We start from the raw sequence: 16,038 nt of genomic DNA on the forward strand, positions 1-16,038 counted from the left end.
ATTCGGTGCGTCTGTTGACAAGTTCCGGACGAAGGGCGACAGCGTGACATCGAGTTCCGCTCGCAATGGACTTCGTCGTGCGGTCCGCAACGGCCAAGCGCGACTTCGCCAGGCTCTCCCGTGGATCAGTGGCGCGTTGCCGGACTTCGTCGTGATCGGCGGACAGCGCTGCGGAACGACCTCCTTGTACGTCAGTCTGAAAGCGCACCCCAAGATCAGAGGTGCACTGATGAAGGAAGTGCAGTACTTCACCGCGAACTACGAAAAGGGAGTCGGGTGGTACCGCTCCTGCTTCCCCGCGGCTGCGCCTGGGCTCTTCACGTTCGAGGCCAGTCCGAGCTACCTCTTCGACGAAGCAGCGCCGGCGCGCGCTGCGATGGCGCTGCCGCGGACCAAGTTCGTGGCCATCCTTCGCGAGCCGGCCGCGCGTGCCTACTCGCACTACCTGCACAACAGGGCCCAAGGCTGGGAGCACCTTTCCTTCGCCGACGCGATAGAGGCGGAGCCGGGGCGCCTCGCCACCGCGTGTGCCTCAGGCAGCGGCCGGGATCACGAGGTCTGGACCAGGTACTCGTATTTCCGCCGCGGGTTGTATGCCGAGCAGTTGTCACGCTGGCAGCGCGACGTAGGAGCTGAGCGGATCCATGTTCTGCGCAGCGAGGATCTCTTCACTGATCCACGAGGCACCATGGGCCGGTTGCTCGACTTCCTCGAGATTCCCGGTAGTCCTCCGGAAGAACTCGCCCATGCGAACGCGCTGGGCAGCGGCCAACCGCTCGACCCGGTGGACGCCGCCGTATGTGCGGAGCTACGGCGCAGATTTGCCGCCTCTAACGAGCAGTTGACCCGGTTGCTCGGTTGGACCGGCGCATGGGGAGAGGCGTCGACGAGTTCTCTGGCTCGAGATAGCAGCCCCGACTCATTCCCCTGAATGAAACCCAACTGATTCTCTGTTCCCAAAAATCACATCAGTAACAGCGCCTCCCACTCTTCAGGTGGGACAGCGAACGCACGGGTCAGGAAGTCGCGCCGATCATATGCGGCATGTCGACGGCATGCCCGGGTATTGCGCCGTTTCTTAAAAGGCGCAATACGGCGTGCCGCTTTGGGCCTGCCGGGCATAGCGCTCCGGTGTACGCGACGGCGAGCCCACGCAGCCTCGGCGACACGCCGCGGCAGATCTTGTTGCTCCTGCGGCAGGGTGCCTGCAACAAATCTCGCCAGGGGTATCACCGCAGGTCAGAGGGCTCTCCTCCAAGGGTGTCCGGCCGCGACGACGCCGCCTCCGAAACTCATGAAGGTAAAGAGATGGTCAACTATTGATCTAGGAACGGTATAGGGGTACGTTGCTCTGCATGCCCCAAGTAGGGGTGTAGAACCGGGCCGGACAGTCGTCCGGTTGACACATTGCGACAGCACAGCGGCGGTCACGTCGCTATTTTCGTCCGCCCCCAGCCGATTGGGCATGCGGCCTCATTCCATTCAGGGGAAATCGGCATGTCCAAGGGGCTTACCTTGCCACACCATCACTCGCCATCACGTGAAACAACTGACCACTTGCATCTGGCGCGGACCCGTCGCTGTTTGCTCGTCGTAGGAGCAGACGGGCCGGTCGAGCGGGCAATCGCCGAGCAGCTCCTCGTGCTCGAGATGGAGGTGCACACCGCCGGCAGTCGGCCGACGGACCTGCCCTCCGTCGTCGGCCACATGCTGCCGGAGCCACGGGAAGCCGGTTTCATTCCCGCGCTGGCCCGCCTCGTCCGCCGCTACGGCATCGAGCTCGTCATACCTGCCAATCCGGCTGTCCTGCCACCGATTTCAGTGGGCAGACCGTCGATCGGAGCGGACGTCCTGATCGCAGGCGCCGGCCCGATCGCCACGGCCAATGACCGCGTCCTCACTGCCTGGAACCTCTGGTCACACGGTGTACCTGTGCCGGACTTCGGTGTCCCGAGCGATTTCGCCGATGCCGAAACCGCGCTGGAGATCATGGGTGGGCAGATGGCGATCCGCTCCCGGTGGGCGAGTGGACGGCAGCCCGCTGTCGTCGTGAACGCGTCTGACGAACTCGACTGGTGGGCGATGAGCGACGACCTGTTCGTGCAACAGTTCGTTCCGGGCCAGGGATACACGGTCGTCGTCTACCGGCCGGTGTCGGGCAAGGGAAAGCTGACCGCGGTCTTCGAAGAGAGCCGTAAGGGAGACCGGAAGGTGTCCGGCCGGGTGGTTCCTCCGCGCGAGGTCGTCGAGGTGGAGCGGCTCGCCCAGGCGGCGGTGCGCGCGCTGGGCCTGACCGGCCCGGTCGAGGTCGACATCCGTCGCCGGGTCGATGGTTCCCCGGTGGTCCTCAGCGTGAAGGCGTGCCTGGGGGAGCACGGCGTGGCGATCCCGGAGCTGCTCGACGCGGTGCTGCGCAACAATCCAGGGCCTCCTTCGGCGACCGTCCAGCGAACGGGCGTCAACGGTATGGCGGCGGCTGGTCTCCGGCCAGCCGCGGCGGGCGAGGGTCGGACGGGGGTGCTGTGATGACCTGGGTGCCGCGAAGGGGACGGCCGGTCGCGCTGCCCGACGACACCACGCCGCTGCGCGGCCGCGATGTCGACGTCCGAGCCAGGATCGCCTGGCTCCTCCGAGTCAGCCGCCTCGCCGCCATGCGGGCGCCGGCTGGTCGGTTCCTCGAACTGCTGCGTGCCGAGGGCTGTCACCTGGGACCCAGCACGCTGTGCCGCTACGAGACGGGCGTCGAGCGCGTGCCGCTATCGGTCGTGCGCGCTTACGAGGCCGCGCTCCGTCTGCCAGCCGGCCAGCTCGTCGGCACGGTCTGCACGATCGACCAGGTCTTCGGGCCGGCACTCGCCGAGGAGACGCCGCCGGCCATGACCCGCGTCGAGCTGAGTACGGCGCTCGGCGACTGGGAGAGCCTCGTGGCCGACAACGCCATGCGCGGCATCGACTGGATCCGGGCCGCTGACGTCATCACCCGGCCCACCGGTCCCGTGCTGCCTCCGTCGGTGCTGCACGCGTGGGTGGACCAGTTGGTGGCCGAGACGACCCGTGCGGTCGATCACGAGTTGACCACGCGGATGCACGCGCTCTCGTTGCTCCTTGCCGACCGCGGGGCGATCCCGCTGCTGTTGGAGTCGATCGACCGGGTCTGCTCGGATGCGGGCGCTCAGGGCGTGCGCAAGGTGATTTCGCTGCTCGGCACCAGTGCCGATCGCCAAGTGCTGGAGTGGCTGCTGGACCACTTCGAGAAGTCGGAAGGCCAGCAGATGTGGGGGGCGGCGTGCGGCCTGCTCATGCCGATCTGCCGTGGCACCTTGCCTGCGGACCTCGTGCCGCGCCTCGCGCACGCGGTGCTGGAAGCCGCTGCCGACGGCGGGGAACGCGGCCGTCCGGCGTTCGCACTCGCCCAACGGCTGTCGGCGGCGCTGACCCAGCAGGTGGTAGCGCAGCTCGGGCGCTACCCGGCGCCGACCGCGATCGGTGCTCGAGTGCAGAGCCCGGCCGCCCTGAGCAGCTACCGCTCCGCAGCTCTGCAGGTGTCCGGCCTGGACGACGGCATGCTGGATCGGCTGCTGCGCGAGTTCCTGTCGCCCGATTTCCTGGAGCGCCAGTACTACTCGTCACTCCTGCTGGCGGCGAGCCCATATCGGGACGTGCTGGCCGACGTCGCCGTGCAGCTGGTCCGGGACCCGATCGAGCCGTATGCCGACGAGGCAGCAGCGCACGGGCTGATCTACCTGGCCCGGCCGTCTCAGCGGAATGATCTGGTCGAGCTGTTGGGCAGTCCCCGGCCCGAGCACCGCAGGTCTCTGCTGCAGGCGCTGGCCAACGGTGGTGGCGTTCCGGAAAGTGTCGACCTTGCTGCGCTCGCGGAAGAGCCGCAGCTGGCACGCACCGCAGTCTACGCAGCGGGCATGAGCGATCACCCGGATCTTCGTTGGTTCCGGACCGATGCCGCGTTCGCAGGCACCGACATACGGTGCAGTGCCGAGTGGTGGACCCGGATGGGTCCGGCTATCAGCGCTTCTCGGCCCGTGGTACGGCGCAATCTGCTGGAGATGGCCGGGTGAGGACGGGGACGGGTGCACGGCCCTTCGCTGGTTAGCATGTGACCGTGCGCCTACTCGCGCGCCGACGCCGTCGTGCACTTCGCGAGGGAGTCGCACAACGACAATTCGCTCGCGGAGCCGTGGCCGTCACGCCGCTGTCTGGACCGCGGTCGATGACGCTGAAACTCAACAGACAGAAGCGTTTTCGATCAACGTCGTCGGCGTGCGCGACCACGCCATACGCGCCGGATCACCCGCAGGATCCGTGCTCGGCATACGGCCGGACGAAGGCGGCGGGGGAGTGGGTCGATCGGGGTTACCAACCCGGACGCGCTGATCGTCCGCACTGCCTGGCTGTATGGCGAGCACGGACCCAACTTCGTCACGACGACGGCCCGGTGGCTACTGGCAGTGGTTTCCCAGCAGCGTTGCAGGCGTCGATGCCACTTTGGAGTCATGGTCCCGGACTCCGTCCTCGTCGTATGTACGGGCAACGTGTGTCGTTCTCCCTACATCCAATTCACTTTGCGCCAGGCGCTCGGCGACAGCTTGCGGATTGCCAGTGCCGGCACGGAAGCACTGGTCGGGCAATCCGTCGACCCTGGCACGGCGGACCTTCTGGCGGCCGAGGACATCGACCCTGCCGGCTTCGTCGCTCGACAGTTGACCGCGGACATGGTGCGCGAGGCCACCGTGATCCTGACGGCGACGCGAGCGCAGCGCAGTCAGGTGGTGCGGACGGATACGAGCGGGTTGCGCAAGACCTTCGCGCTGATCGACTTCAGCGACATCGTGGCGCGGCTGGACTTCGGGCAGTTGGAGCCGTCGTTCTTGGACCCCCCGGATCTGTCGGATCTCCAGTTGCTCGTCAGCGGGTGTGCCCGGCATCTGGGCAACGTCACGCCGCGCGCCGCGAGCGCGGCCGACATCGTCGATCCGTTCGGTCAGGGCCAACGGGTCCAGAAGCAGATGAAGCATGCCGTGGACGCGGCTCTGGTGCCGGTGATCGCGGCACTGAAACGCGTCCACTCCGGGCCGGAGCTGAACCTCAGTCGGTGATCGAGGTCGTGCTTTGCAGCACCTCGATGGCGATGACGGTTGCGAGGGCGACGGTGCTGTCATGGGACAGCGACACCTGCAGGTCGACGAGCCCGCGTGCGACGGCGATCTGGTGGGCCGCGCCGGTCAGCTCGAGACCGAGCCACCCGCCGGGCGTCGGAACGATCTCCATTTCGCGCCATTCGGGCAGAATCGCGGTCGGCCGCAACACCTTGAGAGTCGCCTCTTTCGCGCACAGCCGCGCAGTCAGCCCCGGCGCAAGCACCTGGGGCGGGGCGTCGTAGCCGCCACACGCCTCCACCTCAGTCGGCGAGAAGGTCGTGTCGAGAAATCTGCGACCGTGCCGGCGAAGGGATGCTTCGAGTGAGCCGAAGTCGCGTACCTCGGTCCCGACGCGCAGGGTGAAAGGTAGCGCCACGACAGCCGCTGCGGCTGAGGGGAGGCTCGATTGTGCGCTCGTCCCGGTCATCCTGTGCTCTCCTGTAGGTCCCCGCGTGTGCACTTTCACAGCCTGACCCAGACCGCCGAAATAGTAAAGAAAGAGTAAGTTCCCGTCCGGGGATGGCGAGCGAAAATGCAGCTGATGCGTCGATCCGCACAAAGTCCGATCTTCTGCGCTGCCGGCGTGTCTGGCCGATTGCTCCCGGCGGGTCTGCACGACTTTGGCAGTCGAGGTAACCAGAGTGGGCACCCCGGCGCGCCCGCATGCGGAGGTGGAGCCGGGCACGGTGCCGGTCCTGGAGAAGGCAGGTCGTGTTGGCGGTGGTGGGCTACGTTGACGCCGATGCCGGCTAGCCGCGCGACCAACGACGAGCCGAACTACGACCGGGCTGAGGTGTGCGCGCGATGCTCAGCTGGTGCTACCGCGCCGTGCGACTGCACGAGTGAATGCCAGTCGACAGCGTGCTCGTTTTCACCACGGGTGTCGTGACGGCGCCGCTGATCACGTCGTCGAGCGGATGATCTTCGTTGAGCGGGCAATTCTGATGAAGTCTGACGCAAGAGAGCGCCGACCGCCAGCAGCAGGGAAAGCTCGACGTGCTCTGGACAAGTTCAGGTGTCGCTCCGGCGACTGAAGCGATCAGCGGACGACATCTCACGGCCGCCACTTGGCTCGCTCCAGCCATTTACGCCCGCGCACGGAGCCGCTCGATGAAGCAGCGCGCTCGCCCAGCTGTATGGGCCGCGCAGGATTTCCGATGACGGTCACACCCGCTGGAACATCCCTGACCACTACTGCCCCCATGCCGACAGTGGCGCCGGGTCCAATTCGAGTCCCTTGACGAATAGTTGCTCCTGCACCGATGTACACCTCATCAGCGATTGTTACATTCCCAGAGATTCCGGCAAGGGGCATAACAGAGACGTAGTCGCCGATTGCGCAGTCATGACCGACAGCAGCGCCACGCCCTATGTGGCTGTGGCGACCGATGGTTATGTTCGTCGTGACGGTGGCCTGAGCAAAGACGACCGAGCTCTCGCCCAGCAAGACGTCATCGCCGACCAACGCGCTCGGGTCGATTGCCGCTGGAGCAGAGCGCAGTTGCGCATCCAGACGTCGGCGCACATTTCCTGAGCCGACTCCGAAGTACGCCGGGACCTCACAATTAGACACGGCACCAGCAAACCGAACACCCAAACGCAGGAGCAACGGGGCGTTCTCGGCGGAGTCGTCATAGACGGCCGACACGACGATTCCGGCACGGCGCAACGCTTGGAGCATCTCGCGACCGTGACCGCCTGCTCCAACCAAGGCGTACGACGCCGTGTTCACGTGGTTAGCGCCAGACCCCACGGGTGTCAATCACCTTGGCCGAGCGTGGCGGACGAACCTGCCGGAACGCGTCGTGATCGACCAGCAGAACTACGACGTCTGCGTCAGGAATATCGGCTGTGGTGAGAAGGGTGACGTTGGTGCAAGCGGCAAGTTGCTCCGGAAGCTGCTTGACGTGCGGTTCGACGGCGAGCACCGTTCCCTGCGGGAATGCAGCGGCGATTTTTGACGTGACCTCTACTGCCGGGCTTTCTCTGAGGTCGTCGATATTTGCCTTGAATGCTAGGCCGAGGCACGCAATGGTCGCGTCGGCTTTGTCCTTGAGCGCTGCGGTTACCTTGCCGACCACGTGGTCCGGGCGTCCATCGTTCGTTTCCCGTGCGGTCCGAATCAAGGCTGCCTCGTTTGGGGCCGCCGCCACGATGAACCACGGATCGACCGCAATGCAGTGCCCACCGACCCCGGGACCAGGGTTCAGGATGTTTACACGTGGGTGGTGATTCGCGAGGCGGATGACTTCCCACGGGTCCAGATCTAGGCCCTCACAAATGTTGGCTAATTCGTTCGCGAAGGCGATGTTGACGTCGCGAAACGAGTTCTCGGTGAGCTTAGCCATCTCGGCCTCGGTTGCGCCCGTCATCACGAGCTCACCCTTGCAGAAGACCCTGTAGATATCGGCTGCGTGCTCTGCGCAGACCGACGTTATCCCACCGATGACGCGATCGTTTTCGACCAGCTCAGTCATCACGTGGCCGGGCAGCACGCGCTCCGGGCAGTGAGCAACGAAGACGTTGTGTTCCGTGGACGCCGAGTCTTGCGGGAAGACGAGATCGGGTCGCGCGGCGGCGAGGATGTCACGCACGGCGCGCGTCGTGCCGGGAGGCGAGGTCGATTCAAGGATGACGATGCTGCCAGCACTCAGATTGGGAGCGATCGCGCGGCTTGCAGCCTCGACGTAGCTGATGTCGGGCTGGTGATCACCCTGGAAAGGGGTGGGCACTGCGATCAGGTAGGCGTCGGCGGTGGCGGGCACATCGACGCTGGCGGTGAGCAGGCCATCGGCAACAGCCCGCTCGATGATCTGGTCCAGATCCGGTTCGACGATGTGCACTCGGCCGGCATTGATCGAGTCCACGACCCGGGGGTTGACGTCGACACCGAACACTCGGACGCCGTGCTCGGCGAACGCCGCGCACGTCGGCAGGCCGATGTACCCCAGGCCCACAACACATATCCCGCGAGGAAACATCGTCTCCACCTCCCTCGTGGCCACGGCCACCAATCTAGTCACAGCGGAAGTGTACGGGTCTCGGGGCGTGCGCGTTGCCGCAGTCCGTCTGTGTATGTTGTCGTGCGGAACCCTGATGCAGCTTCCCAACGTCGAAGCTTCCTGAGATGAGAGAGCCATGACTGCACGCCTCCTCACCATATACGGCACCCGCCCGGAAGCCATCAAGGTCGCTCCATTGGTCCGTGCAATTGAGGCGGACGAACGGTTCGAGTCGATCACAGCGGTCACCGGCCAGCACCGGGAAATGCTGGACCAAGTGAATGACATCTTCGGTATCGTGCCCGACTTTGATCTCAACGTGTTCGCTCATGGTCAGGGCCTCAACGAGTTGATGGCCAAAGTCTTCCGGGATCTCGATCCTGTGCTCGAGACGGTACGGCCGGACGCGGTGATTGTGCAGGGCGATACGTCAACAGTGGCGGCTGCTTCGATTGCCTCCTTCTACAGGCACATCTCAGTTGTCCACCTCGAAGCGGGATTGCGAAGCGGTGACATCACCTCGCCGTTTCCGGAGGAGGCCAATAGAAAGATCACGACCCAGGTCGCTGCGCTCCACCTGGCACCGACAGCCACGTCGAAGACAAACCTCGAACGGGAGGGTGTCGACCCGGCGACGATCGCCGTGACGGGAAACACCGTCATTGATGCCCTGCTCCACGCCGTAGGACGTGGCGTTCCATTCAATGATGAGCGACTGGCTGCTGTCGTGGCGACTGGGCGGCCGTTGATTCTTGTGACCACCCACCGTCGCGAGAACTGGGGTGCAGCGATGGAAGGTGTCGGCAGGGCGCTCAAGCGGATCGCTACGTGCCACCGGGACCACGTGCTCGTTCTACCGATGCACCGGAATCCAATCGTGCGTCACGCTATCCTGCCTCACCTAGAGGAGATGGAGAACGTTCTGGTCACCGAACCGCTCGGATACAGCGAGTTCACCAAGCTGATGAACGCCGCGAGCATCGTGGTCACGGACTCTGGCGGTGTCCAAGAGGAGGCGCCATCGCTAGGAAAGCCAGTTCTGGTCATGCGTAACAACACCGAGCGTCCCGAAGCCGTGAACGCCGGTACCGTCCGGTTGATTGGCACCGATGAGACGAAGGTGTTTAGCGAGGTCAGCATGCTCATCGACGATGCATCACGTTATGTAGCAATGGCGAACGCGGTTAACCCGTACGGAGACGGGCGTGCTGCGAGCCGTTCTGTGGCGGCAATTGCTCATCTATTCGGAATCGGAAAAAGGATGAAGGACTTTGGATGAGCATAAGACAAGCCGCCCGCGCTCGTCCCTACGACGACCAACCCAGAGTAGATTTCCCGGCACGGGGACTGTGAAACGACGAGCAAACGGCAGACGCCATATAGTTCGGCACCATAGCAAAGCTGGTCCGCTTAGTGCAGAGACTGTCGCTGTCCGAAACGGCGTCGAGTCGTCGCTTCGGGAAGCCATATCGCAAATCGCTGGCGTGGCAGCTAGCCGTGTCATCTCCGCGGCCGCGCAGGCGCTTACATTGATTCTACTCGCGCGGCACACAACGCCGAACACTTTTGGATTGGTCACCAGCCTGGTCGCCATTAGCTCGGTCATAACCCTTGCTGACGGTGGCCTCCAGAACTACGCCTTCCGCTCGTACGCAACAGATTCAGAAAGACCGTACGCCTTGAGAGCGCTGTATCTGCAGGCTGCCGGAATCATCACCGCATCGCTCATCGCCTTCGCCATATTGGTTGCTCTGTATATGATGAAGTTGGTACCCGCTTGGGCGATGCTGATGGCGCCTTGGGCGGCCATAGACCGTATCTCGAATGCTGCTTTAGGAGTGCAGGTAGCGGCAGGCAATCCACGGGTTCAAATCACCGCCATGGGCGCATCACGCGTAGCAACACTTTGTGTCTTCGCGACGGCGGTTCTCGCCGGAGGTCGGCCAGCAACATGGTTCTGGCTCGCATCAATATTGGGTGGAATAATATCGCTCTCGCTGCTCATGGCGAAGGCGCCGCGATATGTTCGCCCCAGTTCAGGTAAGGAATTACGCGACATCCTTCGTTACGGTCTGCCGTTCTGGGCGGCAAACGTCGGCGCGGCAATTCGCAGCACCGATGTCTCGATGGTGACGATGCTTGCGGGTCCAGGGCAGGGCGCCTACTATGCGCTTCCGGTGCGCCTTGTAACGCCGCTTTCAATGGCGATGGACTCTCTCGCTGTCGCGGTGATCCCGCAAATCAGGCGTGGAAACCAACACGCCGTGCGACTGATGAACATGTTTGCGGTATCGGTGTTTGTAGCGGCGAGCGTCTTGGGTGCGCTAGCGGTTTCTAATGCACCTCTCCTTATCAAGACTCTAGTGGGACCATCGTATCTTCCAGGCGTTCGGGCGGCGCAACTCGTAATCGTAGCCACCATCCTAGGATTGGCCGAATCATATTTGACCCGCTACCTTCAAGGCATCGGCCTGGAAACCCAGGTGGGTCGCATACACTTAGGACTCGCACTGGTCACAGTGGTCGCAATCCCCATCGGCGCCCTCGCGTCCGGCGCCGTGGGGGCCGCAGCTACCCTCTGTTGCGTTGCTATTGTTGAAGCTGGCGCGTTGCTCTGGGTGCGCTCACAGTCGAATCGGCTGTGCTCTCGGAGCATCGCCTCATGATGATGGCCGGCGGGTCCAGAGAGTCGGAAGGTACAAGCGAGTGAGGATCGACGAACGAAGACCGCGCCGATGTACACGCTGCGGGAACGGTAGATGATTGTGACCATTGCATTGGTGTTCGCGGCATCGCTAATTCTGCTCCAATTGTTGATGCTTGGCGGCCGGAGCGTTGTCTTCGGTGTCATTATGATAAGTATATTTTGCTCGGCGATCCCGGGTGTGGGAATCGAGTTCCGAGCGGTTGCGATAGCGAGCCTTGCATTCTTTCTTCTTCGCTTTCATAGCCGAGCGGAACAGTCACACGGTGAGCCGCGGATTATCGGTCGGTTCGCTATCGGGCTGCTAATTATGTTGTCAATAACAACGGTCTTCCACTCGGAATGGAGCGTCTTCGCAAATACTGCGCTTGGAGCACTGGCTCTCGCCATGATTGGGGCAGTTGCCAGGCTGATTCCCCGCCGCACGGCAATCCATACGATAATTGGACTTCTACTTTCTTTAGTAATTGTATCTCTCATGGCTTCAGCCGTTGCTCCAGGGACAGCATATGGCGGAGCTCGCTTACGTGGAATCTTCACGAACGCGAACACGCTCGGGTTCATGGCGGCGGCACTTATCGGGATAGCTCTTCTCGAGCTTCGATCGCGACTTGTCATTGTGGGAGCGAGTGCCGTCGCCGTGGTCGCGCTTTACATGTCAGAATCCCGCACAAGCATCATCACCGCGGCTGTTTTCGTTGTTGCCTCCATATTTAAAGGCACTCGCCAGGCGAAGGAAGTGTCATGGATAGTCGTGTCGAGTGCGCTTCTGTTTGCATTGGCGACGGGGCAGCTGTTGCATATCGTTGCCGAGCCCTTCGCGAACCGCGGCGGGCTGCGATCGCGAGATGGAAGCATTCTTGAGACGACCCGCGCATTTCATGCGTCCCCATGGATGGGCGTAGGATTCAATGGGCTGAGGCAGGAAATCGCGAGTTCTCCGCTCCGAGCGCTCGCAGTGGGTGGGATAATTATGTTGGTGGCGATGGCAGTGGTGTCGGCAATCCTCCTACGCGACGCGGTACACCTTGGCTCAAAAGCGGCCATCGTGACGACCGCCGGTATAATACATAGCGTTGGGGAGGGCTGGCTAGTCTCCACCACTGGACCACTCATTTTGTCATTCACGGCAATATTGGCGGTCATGGTTAACGACGCGCGACGCGAGACGATTGTGCCGGTGTTATCGCAGAAGGTGAGGAGGTGAGATGCGCATCATTTTCTGGCAGCCTACTCTGACCGAACATCAGGCTCCTATGATCCGATCGCTCGCCGAGTTATGCGATGTAGTGGTAGTCGCCGAGGACCGGCTCGCGCAAACGAGGCAGGATTTAGGTTGGAAGCTTGACTATGGGCGGGCGATCGTACACGTTAATCCTTCTCCAGCCGAGATAAGCTTTCTGATTTCATTCCCTGGGAGTGACGTGGTTCACGTCGTGTCCGGCCTCCTCTCGTATCCTTTGATCTCGAAAGTTACGCTGAACCTTGTTAGCCAGCACCGTAGAATATTTCTCTACAGTGAAGCTCCGTCGCGGCGCAAGATTTCTCGGTTGCCTTTGTATGCGGCCCGTCTGAGGCGAGTCTCGGACAAGGCGATTGAGCGCTATCTACTGACTGGAGAGCGGGCGAAACGAGCTTTCATCAAATCGGGTGCGAGCGCGGATAAGGTCGTTCCATGGATGTATTTTCCGAAGATCGATTTGCCTGATCGCCTAAGCAGCGACTTATGCACTGATGTAGTCTTCGTGGGCGCGGTTCGCCGCCTAAAGAATCTTGAGTTGGTTATCCGAGCGCTGGCAGTTCTCCGTCCCTCCATGAAACTCACCCTGACAGTCGTGGGTGACGGTCCTGACCGCGAGCGCTTAATTCGCCTAGCTGAGACGCTGAATGTAGGTGAACAGATCAGGTGGATAGGAAGCGTAAAAGCGGATCAAGTCCCAAGATTTATGGCGTCCGCCGCCTGCCTTGTTTTGCCGTCTATTGACGATGGGTGGGGCGCTGTGGTCAATGAGGCGCTGCAGGCGGGGTGTGTTGCAGTTGTATCTGACGCGTGCGGTTCCTCGGCCCTAGCGGGTAGCGATCTTCCGGTGCACTCGTTTGAGTCCAATTCCGTAAGTGGTTTGGTGGAGTGTTTACGCGACGTAAGCTGTGAAACGGATCATGACGGTCCAGCTCGCGCAGCACGACAGTCTCGTGCAAGTGATCTACTTGCTCCTAGCCGTGGGGCGCAATACCTGTTGCGTCTGGCGGAAGCCGGCCCCGGAGGCCCGGTAGGGCTACCAGCAGTTTGGAGTTCGCATTGATACTGAACCAATCGGACGGTCTAATAGGCAGGCTCAAATTCTTGCTGTTGCGCCGAGTTAGTGCGGCGCTACCTGCGACACGTGGATTTCGCGTGAAGAGCACCCTGCTTCGGTTTTCTGGAATAGACATTGATCCTACCGCGCGCGTGCATTCAGCGGCTCGCTTCGAGACCTCGTATGTTTCTGTCGGAGCAGATACTTGGATCGGGCGGGACGTACTTCTGGTAGGTGCGTCCACGGCGAGGGTCTCGATCGGTGCCCGTGTTGATATCGCACCTCGTGCCGTCTTTATTACCGGCGGTCATTCATTTGGGAATTCGTCGCGCCGGGCTGGACGAGGATATAGCAGTCCTATTGTTATAGGAGACGGCGTGTGGATTGGGACAGCAGTGACTGTGGTAGGAGGTGTCACTGTAGGTCAAGGCGCAGTGGTGGCGGCTGGCGCCGTTGTGGTTAATGACGTTCCGGCCGATGTTCTGGTCGCTGGAGTGCCCGCACGAGTTGTTCGCGCGCTGTGATTATTGGGGGAGCGGCTATTCGTTCTTGAGCCCAGGTGGTTCATGTAGTGGTCATTAGGGCTTATTGCTCCTGTGCTGTTTGCTCTGGATTTCGAGCGTCCGGCATGACTCCAACTTATCTCTCAGAGAGGGCGTGTGCGGCTTCCTGCCATCTCAGTCTTGCGTTTTCGAGAGCTTCGTCTAGGGCGAGAATCTTTGACGTCGACCTGAGGTGTCCGGTAGTCGTGACCGCTGCCACGCCAAGCTCTGAAAGCATGTGTCTATGTACAGGTATGTCACTGAGAATTGTTTTCCGCGCTAGCGCGATAGATTCGGCGGCGCTGATACTCAAACTTTCGAGAGCGCTATTGATGATGACGCACTCCACGCTTTCAAGTAATGTTACCATCTCGATCCGATTTACTGGCGCTTGGCGAATCTTTAGCCCAAGAGATTTTGCGTGCTCGAGGCACCGCCGGAGGTATGCGTGATCGCTGGAGCGACCAGCCAGGATGACATCCGAGACGTCGGGCTCTTGATAGGCAAGCGTTATCGATTCAACTGTCCGTTTGTATGGCGCGACCGTTCCCGGGATGAGGGCGGTCTGCTCATGGCAGCGGATAGAGGCTGGAGTAGCTGTACCGATAGCGGTCAAGAACTCAGGGTCTATTGGCAATGTGACCGGGATTGTTTCGACGTTTGAATTGACGGATTTAACCAGATCCGCCATGTACGGTGTCAGCGCTACTACCTTTGAGGCCCTGCGGGTGTTGAGGCGCGATACCGCGCGGCGTGCGACGTGAGAGGTAATTCGCCTTGGTTGGACCCATCGGAGCTCGGAGACGTATTGGCTTGCCGGAATGTAATTCCACGCGTTCTGAACGAGGACGATGTCGGCAGCCCGGGCGTTTCTGTAGCTCTCGATGAGTTCCGTTCCGTGACGCTTCGTGTATCCCCCGGCCGACAATGAACTCTCGACGACGCTGCCACCAAGGGAGGTCCGTCCCGCGTTTCTTGACATGAGGAGACGGTAGCACGTGATTGAGAGCGGTCAGTTAGTTGCCCTTGTTGGATGGGAAGCAACAGCGATTGTGAACGGCGTCGTTTAGAACGACTTCAAGCCTAGCGGCCATCGCTGTGCGTGATTGGTTCGCACTTATCCACGCGGAGCCGGCTCTGCCCATTTCTGCGCGTGCTGCCGCTGGAAGTTGGCTGATTCGTCGTAGGCCATCAGCGAGTTGCGTGGGCGCAACGGCCAGTCCAGCGCTCGCTCCCTCGACCAAGTCAGCAACGATCCCAGGGCAGTTTGTGAGCGTCGGCAGTCCCGCCGCCATGTAATCATATACCTTGTTTGGGCTGACAGCTGTGCGGAAAAGCTTAATGTCGGCGAGGACGTGTACGCCGATGTCGGCCGCTGAAAGCAAGTCGGGTATTTCGTTCTTGGGAATTGGGTCAAAGAACCGCACGTTCGTCAGGTTTTGTCGGGCAGCGGCGTTCCGTAACTCGGATTTCAGGATGCCGCCACCTACCAGAACCACATCGATCTCAGGCGTCGCGGCGGCTGCATCCAGCAGTAGTCCGAGCCCATTCGCCGGCCCGTGAGCGCCAGTGTATACGGCTGTGGTGCGCGTGAACTGATATCGGTCTCGTAGTTCGTCTCGTGGCGCGCTCGGGACAAAGTCCTCTGGATCGGCACCGTTTGGGATGTAGTAAATCTTGTCGGCGTCGACGCCTCGCGCGGAGAGTTCTTGACGTGAGCCTTCAGCCATGACGATGATCGCGTCAGCATGAGCGTACAGAAACTCTTCAAGTCCTCCGAGGAATCTGTAGATAAGTGAGTCGGCGTCAAGGTGACCCATATCTACGAGTATCTTTGGCCAGAGGTCGCGAATTTCGAGGATGAATTTTGCTCGCTTGACGACGGCCAACTGCCAGGCCGCGAGCCCTGCTAAGAGATGGGGGGATGAGCCATAAACGACATCAACCTTGCCCGTTTGAGAACCCTTTATCGTTGCTGTGACGGCATAGCTTGCCCAATTTAGAATTCGAGAGATGCCATTTCTGGAGTAGCTGGTTACGGGGACGGTGGCGAAGCCCGTGTCTTCGGGGACCGGCGCACCGGTCTGCGGGTTCAGGTTACTTGCGATAATTAGGTGGTCCCAGCCTTGAAGGCGAGCGAAGAGTTCGACGTGGCGGGTGCCGCCCGCGTCGCCGCGTGGGGCGGCGAAGTGATTGAGTACGAGGACTCGTGGGCTAGTGGTCCGTCTCGTCATTGATTAACTACTTCGTTGAGCTTGTGGCGGGCTCGGGTGACCTTGGCCAGGATCGATTCGGCGGTTGCGGTCCATACGAACGGTGTCGGGTCGTCGTTGTTGG

Annotated in this window: 14 protein-coding genes; 9 read left to right on the forward strand and 5 right to left on the reverse strand. The window is 61.6% G+C overall.

The genetic code is table 11. From position 1 onward, the window contains the following. Positions 1-151 precede the first annotated feature (151 nt). The 4 genes from ACN8HC_RS17460 (at position 152) to ACN8HC_RS17475 (ending at position 5,114) form a co-directional block, all read left to right on the forward strand. The gene (locus ACN8HC_RS17460) at positions 152-931 is read left to right on the forward strand and encodes a sulfotransferase family protein (protein ID WP_490076130.1); all 780 of its coding nucleotides are present in this window, start codon (positions 152-154) and stop codon (positions 929-931) included. A 710-nt stretch (positions 932-1,641) separates the two neighbouring features. After that, on the forward strand, positions 1,642-2,526 hold the full coding sequence (locus tag ACN8HC_RS17465) for an ATP-grasp domain-containing protein (RefSeq protein WP_490076119.1): 885 nt from the start codon (positions 1,642-1,644) through the stop codon (positions 2,524-2,526). Next, positions 2,526-4,076 (forward strand): hypothetical protein, encoded by a 1,551-nt coding sequence (locus ACN8HC_RS17470; RefSeq protein ID WP_490076120.1) that lies wholly within the window; start codon positions 2,526-2,528, stop codon positions 4,074-4,076. The genes ACN8HC_RS17465 and ACN8HC_RS17470 overlap by 1 nt, the downstream gene beginning before the upstream one ends. 435 nt (positions 4,077-4,511) lie before the next feature. Continuing rightward, positions 4,512-5,114, forward strand: a complete 603-nt coding sequence (locus ACN8HC_RS17475) for an arsenate-mycothiol transferase ArsC (protein WP_490076121.1) — start codon at positions 4,512-4,514, stop codon at positions 5,112-5,114. Here the strand turns inward: ACN8HC_RS17475 and ACN8HC_RS17480 are convergent. From ACN8HC_RS17480 to wecC, 3 genes are all read right to left on the reverse strand, one after another. Further along, the gene (locus tag ACN8HC_RS17480) at positions 5,104-5,583 is read right to left on the reverse strand and encodes a holo-ACP synthase (protein WP_490076122.1); all 480 of its coding nucleotides are present in this window, start codon (positions 5,581-5,583) and stop codon (positions 5,104-5,106) included. The two genes, ACN8HC_RS17475 and ACN8HC_RS17480, sit on opposite strands and share 11 nt — an antisense overlap. A 627-nt stretch (positions 5,584-6,210) precedes the next feature. Continuing rightward, positions 6,211-6,837: an acetyltransferase gene (locus ACN8HC_RS17485; protein WP_490076123.1), complete on the reverse strand. Its 627-nt coding sequence runs from the start codon at positions 6,835-6,837 to the stop codon at positions 6,211-6,213. A 55-nt stretch (positions 6,838-6,892) separates the two neighbouring features. Beyond that, a complete protein-coding gene (wecC, locus tag ACN8HC_RS17490) occupies positions 6,893-8,137 on the reverse strand; it encodes a UDP-N-acetyl-D-mannosamine dehydrogenase (protein ID WP_490076131.1) in 1,245 nt (414 codons plus the stop codon). Between the two features lie 157 nt (positions 8,138-8,294). Between wecC and wecB the strand changes: the two genes are divergently transcribed. From wecB to ACN8HC_RS17515, 5 genes are all read left to right on the forward strand, one after another. Continuing rightward, on the forward strand, positions 8,295-9,437 hold the full coding sequence (gene wecB / locus ACN8HC_RS17495) for a non-hydrolyzing UDP-N-acetylglucosamine 2-epimerase (protein ID WP_490076124.1): 1,143 nt from the start codon (positions 8,295-8,297) through the stop codon (positions 9,435-9,437). 292 nt (positions 9,438-9,729) lie between these two features. Then, on the forward strand, positions 9,730-10,824 hold the full coding sequence (locus ACN8HC_RS17500) for an MATE family efflux transporter (RefSeq protein ID WP_490076125.1): 1,095 nt from the start codon (positions 9,730-9,732) through the stop codon (positions 10,822-10,824). Between the two features lie 93 nt (positions 10,825-10,917). Then, the gene (locus ACN8HC_RS17505; RefSeq protein ID WP_490076126.1) at positions 10,918-12,069 is read left to right on the forward strand and encodes a hypothetical protein; all 1,152 of its coding nucleotides are present in this window, start codon (positions 10,918-10,920) and stop codon (positions 12,067-12,069) included. Between the two features lie 472 nt (positions 12,070-12,541). Continuing rightward, positions 12,542-13,165, forward strand: a complete 624-nt coding sequence (locus ACN8HC_RS17510) for a glycosyltransferase (protein WP_490076132.1) — start codon at positions 12,542-12,544, stop codon at positions 13,163-13,165. A gap of 146 nt (positions 13,166-13,311) precedes the next feature. Then, positions 13,312-13,683, forward strand: coding sequence for an LbetaH domain-containing protein (locus ACN8HC_RS17515; RefSeq protein WP_490076133.1), 372 nt, complete (start codon positions 13,312-13,314; stop codon positions 13,681-13,683). Between the two features lie 115 nt (positions 13,684-13,798). On the opposite strand, the gene ACN8HC_RS17520 is transcribed toward ACN8HC_RS17515, so the two are convergent. After that, a complete protein-coding gene (locus ACN8HC_RS17520) occupies positions 13,799-14,683 on the reverse strand; it encodes a glycosyltransferase family protein (RefSeq protein WP_490076127.1) in 885 nt (294 codons plus the stop codon). A 34-nt stretch (positions 14,684-14,717) separates the two neighbouring features. Continuing rightward, positions 14,718-15,935 carry a glycosyltransferase family 4 protein gene (locus tag ACN8HC_RS17525; RefSeq protein WP_490076128.1) on the reverse strand — a complete coding sequence of 406 codons (1,218 nt, stop codon included), beginning with the start codon at positions 15,933-15,935 and terminating at the stop codon, positions 14,718-14,720. Between the last annotated feature and the right edge of the window lie 103 nt (positions 15,936-16,038).

Source organism: Flexivirga sp. YIM B11880 (genome assembly GCF_058148645.1).

Bases quoted from the DNA above. Each gene is read 5' to 3' on its own strand.
- ACN8HC_RS17485 (WP_490076123.1), bottom strand. From the start codon at position 6,837: ATGCTCCAAGCGTTGCGCCGTGCCGGAATCGTCGTGTCGGCCGTCTAT.
- ACN8HC_RS17475 (WP_490076121.1), top strand. From the start codon at position 4,512: ATGGTCCCGGACTCCGTCCTCGTCGTATGTACGGGCAACGTGTGTCGT.
- ACN8HC_RS17510 (WP_490076132.1), top strand. From the start codon at position 12,542: ATGTATTTTCCGAAGATCGATTTGCCTGATCGCCTAAGCAGCGACTTA.
- ACN8HC_RS17525 (WP_490076128.1), bottom strand. From the start codon at position 15,935: ATGACGAGACGGACCACTAGCCCACGAGTCCTCGTACTCAATCACTTC.
- ACN8HC_RS17520 (WP_490076127.1), bottom strand. From the start codon at position 14,683: ATGTCAAGAAACGCGGGACGGACCTCCCTTGGTGGCAGCGTCGTCGAG.
- ACN8HC_RS17480 (WP_490076122.1), bottom strand. From the start codon at position 5,583: ATGACCGGGACGAGCGCACAATCGAGCCTCCCCTCAGCCGCAGCGGCT.
- ACN8HC_RS17505 (WP_490076126.1), top strand. From the start codon at position 10,918: ATGATTGTGACCATTGCATTGGTGTTCGCGGCATCGCTAATTCTGCTC.
- ACN8HC_RS17470 (WP_490076120.1), top strand. From the start codon at position 2,526: ATGACCTGGGTGCCGCGAAGGGGACGGCCGGTCGCGCTGCCCGACGAC.
- wecC (WP_490076131.1), bottom strand. From the start codon at position 8,137: ATGTTTCCTCGCGGGATATGTGTTGTGGGCCTGGGGTACATCGGCCTG.
- wecB (WP_490076124.1), top strand. From the start codon at position 8,295: ATGACTGCACGCCTCCTCACCATATACGGCACCCGCCCGGAAGCCATC.